A 15900-nucleotide genomic window follows, 5' to 3' on the forward strand; every position below is an offset into this window, starting at 1 on the left:
GAAATTTTCAGCTTGTCTCCACTCGCCGCGCCGGACAGGGCGGGACAGCTTGCTGTGCGCGGGCTGCGGAACCGACCGCAGAAACGACTGTGCTCGCTCTGAGCTGGGACAGCAGAACCAGCACAGAGCGAGCACGGACTGAATCAGCCGAACACGGCGCGAAGAGCCAAGACTCCGATCGCACCAATCACCGCGGCAGCCGGCACCGTAATGACCCAGGCAAGTGCGATGGGCTTCATCAGGTTCCAGTTGGCCGCCTTGTTCACAATGCCGACACCGAGAACAGCACCGATGAGGATGTGCGTCGACGACACCGGCAGACCGAGAACAGAGGCCAACATGACCACACCGGCGGCGGCAAGCTCTGCGGCGAAGCCGGAGGCCGGGTGCATTTCGGTCAGTCCCGAGCCTACGGTCTTGATCACGAACCGGCCGATGAACCACAGACCGGCAATCAGGGCGACACCTGCAGTGAGCATGACAGCCGGGTGGACCCCCGCCTCGTCATTGATCTGGTTGGTCTTGAGCACATCGAGGATCGCCGCGAACGGTCCGATGGCATTGGCAATGTCGTTGGATCCGTGGCTGAAGGCGAACGCGGAGGCCGTGAAAACCTGCATCCAGCTGAACAGCAGGAACGTTGAGCGCGACAGATCCCGCTTCTTCAGCGAGCGCGCGAAGATGAAGACCGCCATCCACACGGTTGCGGCAATCATGCCCAGGATGAGGAAATTGCCGACCGAGCTCAGTTCGAAGTTGAGGTTCTTCAACCCCTTGAACAGCATCATCGAGCCGATGACGACAGCTCCGAAAGCTGCCAGCAGAGGCACCCATGTTTCCAATGCGCGGTGCGCGTTGATTTCTTTGGCCCGGGTTTCTACGCGGTGCAGGTCGTGGTAGTACTCCGATTCGAATTCTTCCGGATCGTAGTCGTCGCGCTGGTAGACCGAGGCATCGCGCGCCATGGCGTTTGTGTACGAGATCTGCTGCAGTTCGTCGAGACGTTCGAAGGCCTGCTTGTGTTTAGTGCGCAGTTCAGCGCGTTCGCTCTTGAGTTCGCGCAGCTTCACGTCCATTTCCTCGTTGTAGACGAGGATGTGTTTTTTGATCTGCCCGAACAGCACCCAGGCGACGACTCCGCCGAGCAGGGGTGAAAGCACCCACGACATGACGATCTTGCCGATTTCGCCCCACTGCACCATTTCGAGACCGCCGGTGCCGGTCGTGATGCCCAGGGTCAGGGCTGCACCGACAATGCCGCCGACAATTGAGTGGGTTGTCGATACGGGCCAGCCCATGCGGGTTGCCACCAGCAGCCAGATGGCCGCGCCCAGCAACGCTGACATCATGATGAACACGAAGTCCATGGGCTCAAGGTCGATCGCATTGAGGTCGACGATGCCCGAGCGCACGGTCTCGGTCACTTCCCCACCGGCCAGGACTGCGCCGCTGACTTCAAAGATTGCGGCGATGACGAGCGCCTGCTTCATCGACAGGGTGCCGGCGCCAACGCTCGTGCCGAAGGAGTTGGCAACGTCGTTGCCGCCGATGTTGAAGGCCATGAACAGTCCGAAGAGGACCGTCAGCACTAGGACAACCTTGTTCGCTCCGACGTCGACGTAGCCGAATGACCACACCATGAACACGACGAGCGCGATCGTCATGAGGCCACCGAAGGAAATGTGCCACCAACGGTCCGGTCCCAGGAAACCGGGACCACCGGGTTTCACCGAGATGTTCTGCTGAGGTTTGGTTGTCTGCGACATAGAAAGCCTTTCCGTAGTGGCCTCATAGTGACGCAGACGGTTGACACACAGGATCCAATTGTGTGAATTCTGTGTGACGAATGTACGAAGAACGATTAAGCCCGGACCGTGGTTGTGACACCACGCGCCCGGGCTGAAGAAGCGCCCCCAGCAGGACTCGAACCTGCAACCTACGGATTAGAAGGCCGTTGCTCTATCCATTGAGCTATGGAGGCTTCAGCACGCCATTCTAGCGCCCGCCGCGACTTCGACGACCCCGGCTGTGCGGTCGTGCCCACACAGACAGCTGGGGTCGGCATCGGATCACCCCGATGCCGACCCCTGCGGAGGTCACTCAGACAGGATCAGGCCTGCGGCACCTCGACAATGAGAGCGTCACCCTGACCACCGCCGCCACAGAGGGCGGCGACACCCTTGCCTCCGCCTCGGCGCTGAAGTTCCAGGGCGAGGTGGAGGACAATGCGCGCTCCCGAGGCACCGATCGGGTGACCCAGGGACACGGCACCGCCGTTGACGTTCACACGCTCATCATCAATGCCGAGGTCCTTCATGGAAGCCAGCGACACCGCGGCAAAAGCCTCATTGATTTCGTACAGGTCGAACGAGTCCGCTGCCACGCCTTCGCGTTCAGCAGCGGCCTTGATGGCCTGCGAGGGCTGGTGCTGCAGCGTCGAGTCCGGGCCTGCAGTCCAGGCGTGCGACTTGATTTCCGCAAGGATCGGCAGGCCCTGCTCAACCGCCTTGTCCTTGTTCATGACGACAACGGCCGCAGCACCGTCAGAGATCTGCGAGGCGTTGCCGGCGGTGATGGTGCCGTCCTTGCGGAACGCCGGACGCAGACCGGCCATGGATTCAGCGGTCGTGCCGGCGCGGACACCTTCATCGCTGTCGACGACGACTTCGCCCTTGCGGGTCTTGATCGTGACCGGCACGACCTCGTCGGCAAACTTGCCGTCAGCCCAGGCCTTAGCGGCGCGCTGGTGTGACTGCGCGGCGAAAGCGTCCTGTTCTTCGCGTGAGAAGTGCACGCCGTCTTCATCGTTCATCGACTCGGTCAGCCCACCCATGGCCTGATCCGTGAAGGCATCCCACAGACCGTCGTAGTCCATGTGGTCGCGCATCTGAATCGTGCCGTACTTAAAGCCGGCGCGCGACTTCTCAAGCATGTGCGGCGCGTTCGTCATCGATTCCTGGCCACCGGCAACGACGACGTCGTACTCGCCGGAGCGAACCAGCATCGCGGCGTGGGTGATGGTGTTGATGCCCGACAGGCACAGCTTGTTGAGCGTGACGGCCGGAACGTTCATGGGGATGCCTGCCTTAGCTGCGGCCTGACGGCCAGCACCCTGTCCGAGACCGGCCTGCAGGACCTGCCCCATGAGGACGTATTCAACGGCGTCCGGAGCGACTCCGGCCTTGTCGAGCGCGCCCTTAATGGCGTGTGCTCCAAGATCGACTGCGGAAAGACTTGCCAGTCCACCGGACATCTTGCCCAGCGGCGTGCGGGCACCGGCGACGATGACGGCTTCTGCCATGAGAACTCCTTTGCTGAGGTTTCAGTGAGTCTCGCCTCACTTTGGGAACAATCCTAGAGCACCGACAGTGACCCACGACACTGCGGCCCGCGGGGGCTCCCTCTTTGAGGAAATGTGAAGCTGACTACGTAGAATTGCCCCTAGTGGCTCAGCACTGAGGCGCGCCTGACGGCTGCATCGCCGGGCACGCAGAGCATTCGGACGAAGGAGAATCGGAACCGTGACACAACCGGAAGAATTCCGCACAGCAATGCGGGGGTACGAAAAGAACGAAGTCGATTCGCGTTTGAGCCAGCTCAAGCAGGAAATCGAATCCCTCCGCAAGGCCCTCTCCGACGCTCGCAGCCAGGTCATCGCGGCTGACCGCGCAAAGCTGCAGATCGCAGGCGAACTCTCCGAAGCCAAGCAGCAGCTGAAAAAGGCAGCTGACGACAACGCCGCCCAGGCTGGCCCTCCCGGCAGCCGCATCGACCAGCTGCTGAAGATCGCCGAATCCCAGGCGCGCGAAACCCTCGCCCAGGCAACCGCGGATGCCGAAACCATCCGCAACAAAGCTCGCGCAGACGCCGCGTCCTCACGTGCCCGCATGCACACTGAAAGCAACGACACGCTGAACAGCGCTCGCGCAGAAGCAGAGGCCACTGCCAAGGCCGCAGATCTGCGCGCCTCTGAGACGATCGATGCCGCAGAAAAGCGCGCCGCGGAACTCAAGCAGACCGCTGAGCGCGAAGCCCAGCAGATCCGCGACGACTCCGCTGCAGAAAAGTCTGACTCCTACGAAGCGCTCAAGCGCGAACTGAATGAAAAGCGCGCCGTTGCAGAAAAGGAAGCTGCAGACACGATTGCCGCAGCCAAGAAGGAAGCCGACACGCTTCTGGAAAAGGCCAAGGCCGAAGCGAACACGCTGCGCACAGAAGCTGAAAAACAGTCGGCTGAGGCCAAAAAGGCCGCCGACGCCCAGGCTGCCAGCCTCGCCAAGATCCGTGCCGACCACGAAAAGGCCGAAAACGAGCGCTTCACCAAGGCCCAGGAGGAAAACCAGAAGCTGCAGAAGGCAGCAGCTGATCGAGCGGCCAAGGCCGACGCCGATGCCAAGGAAGCGGCTGAACGCGCTGAAAAGACCCGCAAGGAAGCTCTCGAAAAGGCCGACAAGATCATTGCCGACGGCAAGGCTCGCGCCCAGGAGCTCATCAACGAAGCACGCGAAACCGCCGAGGCAACACTGGAAGAATCCGCTGCCGAAGCCAAGCGCTCGGTGTCCGCGGCACAGTCGCAGGTCGACCTGCTGACCAAGCAGCGCCGCACCATCACCGCCCAGATGGAGCAGCTGCGCTCCATGTTCAGCGCACCGGGGCTCTTCGACGATGTCGACCTCGAAGACGACCGCTCGGATCAGATCAAGGCAGCCGCCTACCCCACCGAGAAGATCGGTTCGAAGGAAGAACTCGAGAAACTCAAAGCAGCCGAAGGCTCGGCACAGAAGAAGACCGACGCCTCGGGCAAGGAAGGCGGGGAGGCCGGACAGGGCGACAAGCCGTCGGCTTCCGGCCAGCAGGCTGCCAAGCAGTCAGCTGGACAGAGCTCAGACGCAAAGTCCGCTCAGGCGAAGCCTGCAGGCGCTCAGCCCGATAAGAAGCCGAACGGTCAGGCAAACGGACCGTCACAGGCTAAGAACCCGAACAGCTGACCAGTCAACTTAGGAAACCTGCAGCATAGAAAACCGGCGTCGCAGAAGCGGCGCCGGTTTTGGCATCAGCGCGGAACATTCACCGACGGCTGCGGGCGTTGAAACACGAGGTGTGCCAGTGCCGACGCTCCCCCACACCGGTCCCCCAGCCGAACTCATCGCCTGAGCGCCACGCGACAGTGTGCGGTGTGGAGGCGGGGAGATCCTGGTTGCAGCCCGGGCAGATGTAGACCTTGCCCGGTGTGCCGCTGCGGATCTGCTGCACAATCCACGTGCCGTCCGGTTCCGTGATCGAACGGCGCACAGAGTTCATCGACGACAGAGGTCGATGCGGCTGCTGCCACTTATTGCGGCGGCGGTTCGATGGGGAGCGTGGCATAGACATCATTGTGTCACGTAGAGTGTGCGACGTGCGTTTGGTGATTGCTCAGTGCAGTGTTGACTACGTCGGTCGTCTGACCGCCCACCTGCCCATGGCTAAACGGCTTGTCATGCTCAAGGCCGATGGTTCAGTGCTCGTCCACTCCGACGGCGGCTCCTACAAGCCGCTGAACTGGATGACCGCCCCGGCACAGCTTCGAGTAGATGAGCCGTCCGACGAGCAGGCCGAAGCCGGCATCCGGGAAGTCTGGACTGTCGCGGCTGAAAAGACCAAGGACCGGCTCATCATCTCGATCGCCGAGGTCTTAGAAGACATTACCCACGAATTCGGCGTCGACCCCGGTCTCATCAAGGACGGCGTCGAAGCACACCTGCAGGAGCTGCTGGCAGACCAGATCGACACGCTCGGCGAGGGCTACACAACCGTGCGCAGGGAGTACATGACGGCCATCGGCCCAGTCGACATCCTCGCCCGCAGCGGCGAGGGCGCCTCGGTCGCCGTCGAAATCAAAAGACGAGGCGGAATCGACGGTGTTGAGCAGCTCACCAGATACCTGGAGCTGCTCAATCGAGACCCGCTTTTGGCACCCGTCACGGGCGTCTTCGCCGCCCAGGAAATCAAACCCCAGGCGCGCACCCTCGCAGAGGATCGCGGAATCCGCTGCGTCATTCTGGACTACGACGCCATGCGCGGAGTAGACGATTCAGAATCCCGCTTGTTCTGAGCACTCCCACACGCCGCGGATGCTTTGCTGCCGGCGGCTTTGAGCCGCGAGTGCTAGGGTCATCGCGGTGGGCACGGCAGAACGCCGTATCTGCCGACGTCCGTCGACCTAAGCTGGTTACCCTCGCAAGGAGCGAGACGAACAATGAGCAATCTGGAAAAGCGGCCCCGCGTTCATGTGTGCACGGCAGCCGATGCCACTGAACTGACCGTTGTCGAACCGCGCGATATCCGCAGCGTAGACACGCACGGCGTTCCGCTGCGCCGCGCCCTGCCTCACGACGAACTTGGCATGATCGGCCCGTGGTGCTACCTCGACCACTTCGGTCCACAGGGCGTTGACGACGAAACCGGCAAGCTCACCTCGCCCACGCACCCTCATGCGGGTGTGGCGTGCATGCCGATGCTGTTCAGCGGCAGCCTGACAGAGACCTTCTCAACAGGCACCTCTGTGACCGTCGAACCCGGTGAAGCCTCATTGTTTATAGCCGGTCGTGGGGCTTCGCACTCCGAGTTCACAACGGAAGACACAGAAATCCTCCACGGGGTGGAACTCTGGTACGCGCTTCCGGACAAGCACCGTTTTGCTCCGGCTTCCACCCAGCATTATCCCGCGGAATGCTTTTACGCCGGCGACTGCAAAGTCAGGGTCTATGTGGGATCCGTGGGTGAGGTTCGCTCCCCCATCGACCCTGTCGTGAGCGTCGTCGCAGCACAGCTGGACATCTACGGCACGGCTGAGATTCCGCTGAGCGACCATTTTGAACACGGCCTGCTCGTTGATTCCGGAGAAGCTCAGCTGACACTCGCAGACGGCACAACAGCCGTCATCGAAGCGGAACAGCTCGCCTTCATCCCCCAGGGCAACAGCACCGTTCGGCTCTCCGCCGATGTCCCCACGCGACTTGTGCTGTTCGGAGGCCAGCCCTTCGACGAGGAAATCGTCATGTGGTGGAACTTCGCCGGGCGCTCACACGAAGAAATCGAGCAGTGGTACGCGCAGTACCGCAGCGAAATCGAGGTCGATGAAGAACAGGATGACGAGGAACGTACCGTAGTCTTCGGTCCTCTTCCGGAAAACCCGACCGACACGCTGTCTCTGCCAACACTGCCAGACGAAGACTGAGCCGCGCGAAGACTGATCTGAAACTCAGCACTCAGCTGAAGTCGAGGACCTCCGGTACGGCGTCCCGCTCGACGTGCGCGCCGAGAGCTCGCAGCTTCTCGGCGAAGAATTCGTAGCCGCGGTCGATGTGATCGACCCCTGCGACCTCAGTAGTTCCACTGGCAACAAGACCAGCAAGAACCAGACCGGCACCAGCGCGGATATCGGAGGCTTCCACCTCGGCCCCCGTCAGCTCATCCGTACCGGTGATAAGAGCGTGATTACCGTCAATTGCGATGTTCGCGCCGAGGCGGGCAAGTTCATGCACAAACCGCCAGCGAGCCTCGAACAGGTTCTCTGTCACCACGCCAACACCGTCGGCGACCGCGTTCAGGGCAATGGCAAACGGCTGCAGATCAGTGGGGAAACCGGGGAACGGAAGAGTAGAGATGTTCACCGAGCGAGGCCGCTCAGGCCCGATGACACGCAGACCGCGCTCAGTGTCAGAAATCGAGGCGCCGGCTGCTTCGAGCTTGTCAAGAACATTCGGGAAGAGATCACGCGTGACGCCCACGACCTCGACATCGCCGGCCGTAATCGCCGCAGCGTAGGCCCACGTGCCGCCCACAATTCTGTCGGGCACGCAGCTGTGCTCCACGGGGCGCAGACTGTCTACGCCGTCGATGACGAGACGAGCTGTGCCGATGCCGTCGATCTTCGCACCCATGCTCACCAACATCGAGCAGATGTCGACAATCTCCGGTTCTTTGGCAGCGTTGTCAATGACGGTGCGCCCATCTGCCAGAACTGCCGCCATCACAAGGTTCTCTGTCGCTCCGACAGAAGGAAAGGCCAAGGCGATATCAGCACCGTGCAGACCAGCAGGCGCCTCGGCAACAAAATAGCCGTGATCAAGGTGAACATCTGCACCCAGAGCCCTGAGACCTGCTGCGTGCAGATCAAGACCGCGCGACCCAATGGCATCTCCACCGGGAAGTGCGACCTTGGCGCTGCGCATACGACCGATCAGCGGACCCAAAACAGAAATAGAGGCGCGCATCGCACGCACAAGCTGATAATCAGCCTGAATATCCGTGCGCTCAGGAACGTCAATGGAGACGGCGCCAGCCGGCGCATCGTAGTCAACATCGCAGCCGAGCCGTTCAAGGAGTCGGGCCATGATCGACACGTCGAGAATCGCAGGAACGTTCGTGATGACAGAACGGCCGGGAGCAAGAAGAGCGGCGGCCATGAGTTTGAGGACGCTGTTCTTGGCACCTCGGACTTCTACCGAGCCTTCCAAGCGAACAGGGCCGTGGACGCGGAAGACTTCCATCAATTGAACCTTCCGACGGCGATGTTGTCGCCGGGCGGAGACGATTCGATCCACGCGGACAGAGCAGACAGCGAATCAGCATCGAGAGCGAGCCTGCAGATGCGGGGATCAGGGTTTCCGCTGTTGATAGTCAAAGTGGCGATATAGGCATCCGACATAACCGCGAAGCGCTCATCGCCTTCAGGTTTCGTGCGCTCAGCAATCTCCATGGTCGAGCGCGGCAAACGCACCGCGGGGCGCGAAGAAAAGCCGAAGATCGGATACCAATCAAGAGTGCTGACGCTGAAAACCGCAACGCCCAAACGCCAGCGTGGGCGGTGACTGGAGTCACCGCCCACGCTGTATGAGCAGTCAAAGGCGCCCTTAAGGCGGCCAATGGCCCGACGGCGAACGGAGACTGCTGCAACTGCAATAGCAGCCAATCCCACCAACGAGAGCAGAATAATCAGCAGGACAGATGCATTCACAGTGTCAGTCTACGTTCGCAGGCGTCGGGGTTTGGTCAGACCAGCTTCGCTGTGTCGGCGACGATGTTCACACGGTCGTTTTCAACCGACATGAACCCGCCAGCCGCGTGAGCGGTCACAAGCTGGTCGTTGGAGTCAATGATCCTCACGTCGCCGCCGGCGATCACGGCAAGCACCGGTTCGTGACCGGTCAGGATTCCGATTTCGCCTTCAACGGACTTAGCGACAACGCGCTTCGCCTGGCCGGACCACACTTCGCGGTCAGCGGCGACGACGGTGACGTCGAGTGCCATGGATCAGTTCTCCTTCTGGAGCTTCTCGTAGTTGCGCAGCACATCGTCGATCGGGCCGACGTTGAAGAAGGCCTGTTCGGGGATGTGGTCGAAATCGCCGTCGCAGATGCCCTTGAAGCCTTCGATCGTGTCCTTGATCGGAACGGTCGAGCCTTCAACACCGGTGAACTGCAGAGCGGTGTAGGTGTTCTGCGACAGGAACTGCTCAATACGACGTGCGCGGTGAACCGTGAGCTTGTCTTCTTCGGACAGTTCGTCAACACCGAGGATGGCGATGATGTCCTGCAGTTCCTTGTTCTTCTGGAGGATCTGCTTGACGCGCACGGCAGTGTCGTAGTGGTCCTGACCGACGTACAGCGGGTCGAGGATGCGCGACGACGAGGTCAGCGGGTCAACAGCCGGGTACAGACCGCGCGAAGCGATGTCACGCGACAGTTCCGTGGTGGCGTCGAGGTGCGCGAACGTAGTTGCCGGAGCCGGGTCGGTGTAGTCGTCAGCGGGGACGTAGATGGCCTGCATCGACGTAATCGAGTGACCGCGGGTCGACGTAATGCGCTCCTGGAGGACACCCATTTCGTCAGCCAGGGTGGGCTGGTAGCCCACAGCCGAGGGCATACGGCCCAGTAGCGTCGAGACTTCCGAACCTGCCTGCGTGAAGCGGAAGATGTTGTCGATGAACAGAAGCACGTCCTGCTTCTGAACGTCGCGGAAGTACTCAGCCATGGTCAGACCGGTCAGGGCGATCCGCAGACGCGTGCCCGGCGGTTCGTCCATCTGGCCGAACACCAGTGCGGTGTTGGGCAGAACTCCCGATTCGTCCATTTCGTGGATGAGGTCGTTGCCCTCACGGGTGCGCTCACCGACACCGGCGAACACAGACACACCACCGTGATCCTGGGCGACACGGGTGATCATTTCCTGAATCAGAACGGTCTTACCGACACCGGCACCACCGAACAGACCAATCTTTCCACCCTGCACGTAGGGGGTCAGGAGGTCGATGACCTTGATGCCCGTTTCGAACATCTGAGTCTTCGATTCCAGCTGGTCGAAGTTAGGCGCGGTGCGGTGGATGGGCCAGCGCTCGGTGATCTCGTAGGGTTCGTCGATCATCGAGTCGTTGAGGACGTCACCGGTGACGTTGAAGACCTTGCCCTTGGTGACATCGCCGACGGGCACCGAAATGGGGCCGCCGGTGTCGCGGACTTCCTGACCGCGGACAAGACCGTCAGTCGGCTGCATCGACACGGCGCGGACGATGCCGTTGCCGAGCTGCAGCTCGACTTCGAACGTCAGTTCGCGGGTGCCCTCAGACAGTTCGACCTCAGTCTTGAGTGCGTTGTAGATTGCGGGAACCGAATCGAGCGGGAACTCGATATCGACAACGGGGCCGATAACTCGAGAGATCCGCCCGACCCCACCCTTGACCTGGGGTGTTTCAGTAACGGTTGCAGTCATGTTCTCTTTCTTTTCTGCTCTCTTAGGGCGTTAGACGCTTCAGTCAGCAGATCCTGCGCCGGCAAGTGCGTCTGCACCGCCGACGATCTCAGAGATCTCCTGGGTAATCTCAGCCTGACGCGCCGAGTTGGCGAGTCGCGTGTACGTCCGGATGAGGTCGTCTGCGTTGTCGGTTGCGGTCTTCATTGCCTGCTGGCGTGCAGCCTGTTCAGATGCTGCCGCGTTGAGCAGCGCAGCGAGGATGCGCGATTCGATGTACTTCGGCAGCAGTGCGTTGAGCACTGTTTCTGCGTCTGGCTCGAATTCGTACAGCGGCAGAGGACCGTCAGCGGTCGTCGGAGCCGGGTGATCTTCATCGGCTTCGACAACCTCAAGCGGAAGCAGACGACGGTGTTCGGGCTCCTGCGTAACGGAGTTCACGAACCGTGTGTAGACGAAGTAGATTTCGTCGACACCGTCGTTGCCGAAGTCGCGATCAAAGGCTTCCAGAAGCGTGTTGCCGATCTTCTGGGCGTCTTCGACCGTCGGGTTCTCAGAGAATCCCGTCCAGGCGCCGGCCAGCTGACGCTCACGGAACGTGTAGTACGTTTCGGGTTTGCGTCCGACCACGTAGAGCTGCTGTTCAACGTTCTTTTCGTCGAGAAGCTGAACGAGCTCTTCTGCCCGCCGGATCACATTCGATGAATATGCTCCGGCAAAGCCGCGGTCGGGGCCGATGACGACAACCGCAGCGCGGCGCACGTTCTCCGGTTCCGTAGTCAGAACGTGGTCGACATTCGACTGCGTTGCGACTGCGGAAACCGCGCGTGTGATCGCGTTGGCGTACGGCGTTGCGTCCTTGACCCTGCGAATGGCCTTCTGGATACGGGAAGCCGCGATGAGCTCCATCGCCTTGAAGATCTTCCTCAAGGACGATGTCGAGTTGATCTTCGCTTTGAAGACCCTCTGTGAAGCTCCCATCAGTACTTCCTTTCCCTATACCCGATCAGCGCTGCTTGACGATCTGCTCCTGAACGACTTCTTCTTCGTTCGTGGCGTCGAAGTCTTCAGTGCCGATCGCCGAGCCGCCGTCCGAAGACTGGAACTCGCGCTTGAATTCGGTAATCGCGGTTTCAAGCTCGCCCAGGAGGTCCTTGCCGAGCTTGTCGTTGAGGTTCGCGATCGTGGTCAGAATCTCGGTCTTGCGCTCGAGGTAGTCGTGGAATTCACGTTCGAAGCGCAGGACGTCCTCGACGGGGATCTCGTCGAGGTGGCCTTCAGAGCCAGCCCAGATGGACACGGTCTGCTTTTCGGAAGGCATCGGGTCGTACTGACCCTGCTTGAGCAGTTCCATCAGGCGAGCACCGCGGTCCAGCTGACGCTTGGTGGCAGCATCGAGGTCGGATGCGAACATCGCGAACGCTTCAAGTGAGCGGTACTGAGCCAGGGAAATCTTCAGGGTTCCCGAAACACCGCGCAGAGGCTTGCGCTGAGCGGAACCACCGACGCGCGAAACCGAGACACCGACGTCGACGGCCGGACGCTGGTTTGCGTTGAAGAGGTCCGACTGCAGGAAGATCTGTCCGTCGGTAATCGAAATGACGTTGGTCGGAATGAACGCACCGACGTCGTTTGCCTTGGTTTCGATGATCGGCAGACCGGTCATCGAACCGCCGCCGAGCTCGTCAGAGAGCTTGGCGCAGCGCTCGAGGAGGCGCGAGTGCAGGTAGAAGACGTCACCCGGGTATGCTTCACGGCCCGGCGGACGGCGCAGCAGAAGCGAGATCGCACGGTAGGCCTCAGCCTGCTTGGAGAGGTCATCGAAGACGATGAGGACGTGCTTGCCCTGGTACATCCAGTGCTGGCCGATAGCCGAACCCGCGTAGGGAGCAAGGTACTTGAAGCCTGCCGGGTCCGAGGCGGGCGAAGCCACGATGGTGGTGTACTCGAGCGCGCCGTTTTCTTCCAGCGAGCGGCGGACCGACGCAATTGTCGAGCCCTTCTGACCACAGGCCACGTAAATGCAGCGAACCTGCTTGCTCGGGTCGCCGGATTCCCAGTTGGCCTTCTGGTTGATGATGGTGTCGATCGCAAGAGCGGTCTTGCCGGTCTTGCGGTCACCGATGATCAGCTGACGCTGGCCGCGGCCGACGGGCACCATGGCGTCGATGGCCTTGAGGCCGGTCTCCATGGGCTCCTTGACTTCCTTGCGGTCCATAACGCCGGCAGCCTGAAGCTCGAGTTCACGGCGACCTTCGGCTTCGATGTCGCCGAGACCGTCGATCGGGTTGCCGAGCGGGTCGACAACGCGGCCGAGGAACTTGTCTCCGACGGGCACCGAAAGAACCTCGCCCGTGCGGTAGACCTTCTGCTCTTCGGCGATGCTGGCGAATTCGCCGAGAACGACCACGCCGATTTCGCGTTCGTCGAGGTTCTGGGCCAGACCGAGCGTGCCGTCTTCGAAGCGCAGCAGTTCGTTGGCCATAACTCCGGGCAGTCCGGACACGTTGGCGATGCCGTCGCCAGCGGTCACAACGGTGCCCACTTCCGTCTTGTCAGCCGAGGCGGGCTTGTAGTTCTCTACAAACTTCCCCAGCGCGTCCCGGATCTCCTCCGGGCGAATTGTCAGATCCGCCATCGCGGTTTCCCTGCTTCCTTGGTTTGTGCGGCGCGGCCGCTGTTAGCTTGCGAGCCTGCGCTCAACTTCTGCGAGTCGGTCGGCAATCGTCGAGGTCATAACTTCGTCTCCAACCTGCACGCGGACACCGCCGACAACGTCGGGGTCGATGCGGATGTTGAGAACGAGTTTGCGACCGAAGCTGGCCGAGAGAGCTGCCTCGAGACGGGACTTCTGCTGTTCGGTCAGTTCCCGTGCGACAGTCACGTCCGCAACTGCGCGCTGCTGACGGAATGCGAGGATTTCCGAGAAGTTCTCGTAGGCTTCGGAGACTCGACGACGGCGCGGGTTGACAGCACCGTGGACGAGCAGCATGAGCGTTTCTGCCGAAACGCGGCTGCCGACGATCTGCTGCAGCAGCTGTTCCTTTGCGGCCGGCTCAGCGTCAGATTCGAGGGCCCGTTCGAGGTCGTGATCAGAGAGAACCAGACGCGTAAAGCGGAACAGCTCTTCTTCGACCTCGCCCAGGCGCTCCTGCGACTGCGCGTGTGCGGCCAGCTGTGACACAGCAGCGGTTTCGACTGCGGTCACGTAGTCCTGAACGCGCGCCCACCGACGTCCGGCGGCGCTGACGAGCAGATCGACGGCGGGAGCCGACAGCTTGCCTGCGAACAGCGAGTTCAGAAGGCCGCGCTTAGCTTCAACGTCGACTGCCGAGTCCGTGAGAACGCGTCGCAGCTGAACATCCGAAGCGAAAACGCCGACAGCTGCCAGGAGATCGGCTGCAAAGCCGGTTCCGGGCGTGACGACGGTCGCTGCCTCGTCAACGGTCTGCAGCAGTGAATTTCTGCTCGATGCCAGCATCACGCGTCCTTGCCGGCCGGAGCCTGTGCTTCGAGGTCAGCGATGAAGCGGTCGACAACACCGTTGGAACGGGCGTCGTCCTGCAGCGATTCGCCGACGATGCGGGATGCGAGGTCTGTGGCCAGCGAGCCGACTTCGCTGCGGAGCGAAATCATTGCTGCCTGCCGCTCAGCTGCGATCTGCGCCTTGGCAGTCGAGATGATGCGTTCGGCTTCTTCGTTGGCCTGCTGCTTCATGTCAGCGATGATCTGAGCGCCGTCTTCCTGAGCCTCGGCACGCAGACGGGCTGCCTCTGCGCGGCCCTCGGCAAGCTGCATCCGGTACTCTTCCAGCGCTGCATCGGCTTCGGCCTGTGCACGTTCGGCCTTTTCGATGCCGCCCTGGATAAGCCTGGATCGCTCGTCAAGGACTTCCTTGAACTTCGGAAGGATGAGCTTCCAGAAAACGAGCAGGATGATGACGAAGCAGACCAGCGACCACACAATGTCGTAGACAGCCGGAATCATAGGGTTCTGGTCAGAAGCCCCTGCGGCGATGAAAGTAGTCGGGGTCAAGAGTCGGTCCTTATTCCAGATCAGACGAAGATGAAGTGAGCTGCAATGCCGAGGAAGGCCAGGAGCTCGACGAATGCAATACCCAGGAACATGGTGGTGCGCAGCTGGCCGGAGACCTCAGGCTGGCGAGCCATGCCTTCGACGGTCTTGCCGACGAGGATGCCGATACCGATACCGGGACCGATAGCGGACAGACCGTAGCCGACCGTAGAGATGTTGCCCGAGACTTCAGCGAGAATGGTTGTATCCATGGGATGTTTTTCCTTCCGATATCTTGGCCGACTGGCTTAAGCCGACCGTGGTCCCGTGTGTTACAGGAGTTTGTGGGGTTGTACCTCAGTGGTCCTGAGCGATGCTCAGCTGAATGTACACAGCGGTCAGCAGTGCGAAGACGTATGCCTGCAGCACGGCTACCAGGATTTCGAAGAGTGTGAAGGCGAAACCGCCGACGAGAGTCAGACCGCCGAGTGCAAAGAGACCGCCGCCGGCTTCGAAGAAGAAGAAGTGAGTAGCGGCAAAGCACAGCACCAGAAGAAGGTGGCCGACGATCATGTTGAAGGTCAGACGCAGTGTGAGCGAAACCGGGCGGGCGATGAAGGTCGAGACGAACTCAATCGGGGTCACGATGATGTACATCAGCGGCGGAACACCGGCCGGGAACAGCTGGCTCTTAAGGTAGGCGCCACCGCCCTGGGCCTTGATTCCGGCGCCGATCATGACGAAGTAGGCGACGACGGCCAGCACGAGCGGCATGCCGATGTTCGAGTTCGGCGAAATGTTGAGGAACGGGATGATGCCCGTGATGTTCATGCAGAACACGGTCAGGAAGATGACGGCGATCAGCGGGAAGAAGCGGTCGCCGTCTTTTTTGCCGAGGATGTCGTGGGCGATGCCCTTGCGGCAGAACTCAAGCGCCATTTCCGCAATCGACTGAGCGCGGGTGGGAACCAGTCGGCCGCCGCGAAGCATCAGCCAGAAGGCCAGCACCATGAGGAGGGAAACTGCGATCCGGATGATCATGATCCGGTTGAGTTCAAAGGGGGTCCCGGCGAAGAGCACAGCGCTGGGGAAGAACTCTTCGAGCCCTGGTGCGTGGAAGCCTCCTCCCTCTGCGACGAGGGACACCGATGAAGT

The 15900-nt window shown here is 61.2% G+C and carries 16 protein-coding genes and 1 tRNA gene; 3 read left to right on the plus strand and 14 right to left on the minus strand.

Going from position 1 to position 15900, the window contains the following annotated elements:
• Positions 1-143: 143 nt before the first annotated feature.
• The 3 genes from HMPREF3092_RS02345 to HMPREF3092_RS02355 all read right to left on the minus strand — a co-directional run bounded on the left by HMPREF3092_RS02345 (position 144) and on the right by HMPREF3092_RS02355 (position 3301).
• Positions 144-1766: an inorganic phosphate transporter gene (locus HMPREF3092_RS02345; protein ID WP_083274207.1), complete on the minus strand. Its 1623-nt coding sequence runs from the start codon at positions 1764-1766 to the stop codon at positions 144-146.
• A 142-nt stretch (positions 1767-1908) separates the two neighbouring features.
• A tRNA-Arg gene (locus HMPREF3092_RS02350) sits at positions 1909-1981 on the minus strand.
• A gap of 129 nt (positions 1982-2110) precedes the next feature.
• On the minus strand, positions 2111-3301 hold the full coding sequence (locus tag HMPREF3092_RS02355; RefSeq protein ID WP_061942543.1) for an acetyl-CoA C-acetyltransferase: 1191 nt from the start codon (positions 3299-3301) through the stop codon (positions 2111-2113).
• 220 nt (positions 3302-3521) lie between these two features.
• On the opposite strand from HMPREF3092_RS02355, the gene HMPREF3092_RS02360 reads away from it, so the two are divergent.
• Positions 3522-4988, plus strand: a complete 1467-nt coding sequence (locus HMPREF3092_RS02360; protein WP_070423704.1) for a cell division protein — start codon at positions 3522-3524, stop codon at positions 4986-4988.
• A gap of 79 nt (positions 4989-5067) precedes the next feature.
• On the opposite strand, the gene HMPREF3092_RS02365 is transcribed toward HMPREF3092_RS02360, so the two are convergent.
• Positions 5068-5367: a hypothetical protein gene (locus tag HMPREF3092_RS02365; RefSeq protein WP_070423705.1), complete on the minus strand. Its 300-nt coding sequence runs from the start codon at positions 5365-5367 to the stop codon at positions 5068-5070.
• Between the two features lie 31 nt (positions 5368-5398).
• On the opposite strand from HMPREF3092_RS02365, the gene nucS reads away from it, so the two are divergent.
• Entirely contained in the window at positions 5399-6094 is a 696-nt protein-coding gene (gene nucS / locus HMPREF3092_RS02370; protein WP_070423706.1) for an endonuclease NucS, read from the plus strand.
• 144 nt (positions 6095-6238) lie between these two features.
• Positions 6239-7219: a pirin family protein gene (locus tag HMPREF3092_RS02375; RefSeq protein ID WP_019175427.1), complete on the plus strand. Its 981-nt coding sequence runs from the start codon at positions 6239-6241 to the stop codon at positions 7217-7219.
• 31 nt (positions 7220-7250) lie between these two features.
• Here HMPREF3092_RS02375 and murA read toward each other — a convergent pair whose 3' ends face one another.
• From murA to atpB, 10 genes are all read right to left on the minus strand, one after another.
• A complete protein-coding gene (murA, locus tag HMPREF3092_RS02380; RefSeq protein WP_019175428.1) occupies positions 7251-8534 on the minus strand; it encodes a UDP-N-acetylglucosamine 1-carboxyvinyltransferase in 1284 nt (427 codons plus the stop codon).
• Positions 8534-9001, minus strand: a complete 468-nt coding sequence (locus HMPREF3092_RS02385) for a DUF2550 domain-containing protein (RefSeq protein ID WP_061942533.1) — start codon at positions 8999-9001, stop codon at positions 8534-8536. Before HMPREF3092_RS02385 ends, murA begins: the two co-directional genes overlap by 1 nt.
• A 35-nt stretch (positions 9002-9036) precedes the next feature.
• Positions 9037-9294 carry a F0F1 ATP synthase subunit epsilon gene (locus HMPREF3092_RS02390; RefSeq protein WP_019175430.1) on the minus strand — a complete coding sequence of 86 codons (258 nt, stop codon included), beginning with the start codon at positions 9292-9294 and terminating at the stop codon, positions 9037-9039.
• A gap of 3 nt (positions 9295-9297) precedes the next feature.
• Complete coding sequence (gene atpD, locus HMPREF3092_RS02395) at positions 9298-10752, minus strand: F0F1 ATP synthase subunit beta (protein ID WP_019175431.1); 1455 nt, start codon at positions 10750-10752, stop codon at positions 9298-9300.
• 39 nt (positions 10753-10791) lie between these two features.
• Positions 10792-11712, minus strand: coding sequence for a F0F1 ATP synthase subunit gamma (locus HMPREF3092_RS02400; RefSeq protein ID WP_019175432.1), 921 nt, complete (start codon positions 11710-11712; stop codon positions 10792-10794).
• 25 nt (positions 11713-11737) lie between these two features.
• A complete protein-coding gene (gene atpA, locus HMPREF3092_RS02405; protein ID WP_070423707.1) occupies positions 11738-13369 on the minus strand; it encodes a F0F1 ATP synthase subunit alpha in 1632 nt (543 codons plus the stop codon).
• A gap of 42 nt (positions 13370-13411) precedes the next feature.
• Positions 13412-14212 carry a F0F1 ATP synthase subunit delta gene (locus HMPREF3092_RS02410; protein ID WP_061942524.1) on the minus strand — a complete coding sequence of 267 codons (801 nt, stop codon included), beginning with the start codon at positions 14210-14212 and terminating at the stop codon, positions 13412-13414.
• On the minus strand, positions 14212-14766 hold the full coding sequence (locus HMPREF3092_RS02415; protein WP_019175435.1) for a F0F1 ATP synthase subunit B: 555 nt from the start codon (positions 14764-14766) through the stop codon (positions 14212-14214). The genes HMPREF3092_RS02410 and HMPREF3092_RS02415 overlap by 1 nt, the downstream gene beginning before the upstream one ends.
• A gap of 20 nt (positions 14767-14786) precedes the next feature.
• Positions 14787-15017 carry an ATP synthase F0 subunit C gene (atpE, locus tag HMPREF3092_RS02420; RefSeq protein WP_062021720.1) on the minus strand — a complete coding sequence of 77 codons (231 nt, stop codon included), beginning with the start codon at positions 15015-15017 and terminating at the stop codon, positions 14787-14789.
• 85 nt (positions 15018-15102) lie between these two features.
• Positions 15103-15891: a F0F1 ATP synthase subunit A gene (gene atpB, locus HMPREF3092_RS02425; RefSeq protein WP_019175437.1), complete on the minus strand. Its 789-nt coding sequence runs from the start codon at positions 15889-15891 to the stop codon at positions 15103-15105.
• Positions 15892-15900 lie beyond the last annotated feature (9 nt).

Source organism: Brevibacterium sp. HMSC24B04 (genome assembly GCF_001806835.1).
In the GTDB taxonomy this organism is placed as follows: domain Bacteria; phylum Actinomycetota; class Actinomycetes; order Actinomycetales; family Brevibacteriaceae; genus Brevibacterium; species Brevibacterium ravenspurgense.

What these genes read in the sequence shown, in the direction of transcription:
- murA (WP_019175428.1), bottom strand. Translation starts at nt 8,534, where the DNA reads ATGGAAGTCTTCCGCGTCCACGGCCCTGTTCGCTTGGAAGGCTCGGTA.
- atpD (WP_019175431.1), bottom strand. Translation starts at nt 10,752, where the DNA reads ATGACTGCAACCGTTACTGAAACACCCCAGGTCAAGGGTGGGGTCGGG.
- HMPREF3092_RS02365 (WP_070423705.1), bottom strand. Translation starts at nt 5,367, where the DNA reads ATGCCACGCTCCCCATCGAACCGCCGCCGCAATAAGTGGCAGCAGCCG.
- HMPREF3092_RS02400 (WP_019175432.1), bottom strand. Translation starts at nt 11,712, where the DNA reads ATGGGAGCTTCACAGAGGGTCTTCAAAGCGAAGATCAACTCGACATCG.
- HMPREF3092_RS02355 (WP_061942543.1), bottom strand. Translation starts at nt 3,301, where the DNA reads ATGGCAGAAGCCGTCATCGTCGCCGGTGCCCGCACGCCGCTGGGCAAG.
- HMPREF3092_RS02375 (WP_019175427.1), top strand. Translation starts at nt 6,239, where the DNA reads ATGAGCAATCTGGAAAAGCGGCCCCGCGTTCATGTGTGCACGGCAGCC.
- HMPREF3092_RS02410 (WP_061942524.1), bottom strand. Translation starts at nt 14,212, where the DNA reads ATGCTGGCATCGAGCAGAAATTCACTGCTGCAGACCGTTGACGAGGCA.
- atpA (WP_070423707.1), bottom strand. Translation starts at nt 13,369, where the DNA reads ATGGCGGATCTGACAATTCGCCCGGAGGAGATCCGGGACGCGCTGGGG.
- HMPREF3092_RS02390 (WP_019175430.1), bottom strand. Translation starts at nt 9,294, where the DNA reads ATGGCACTCGACGTCACCGTCGTCGCCGCTGACCGCGAAGTGTGGTCC.
- atpE (WP_062021720.1), bottom strand. Translation starts at nt 15,017, where the DNA reads ATGGATACAACCATTCTCGCTGAAGTCTCGGGCAACATCTCTACGGTC.
- HMPREF3092_RS02345 (WP_083274207.1), bottom strand. Translation starts at nt 1,766, where the DNA reads ATGTCGCAGACAACCAAACCTCAGCAGAACATCTCGGTGAAACCCGGT.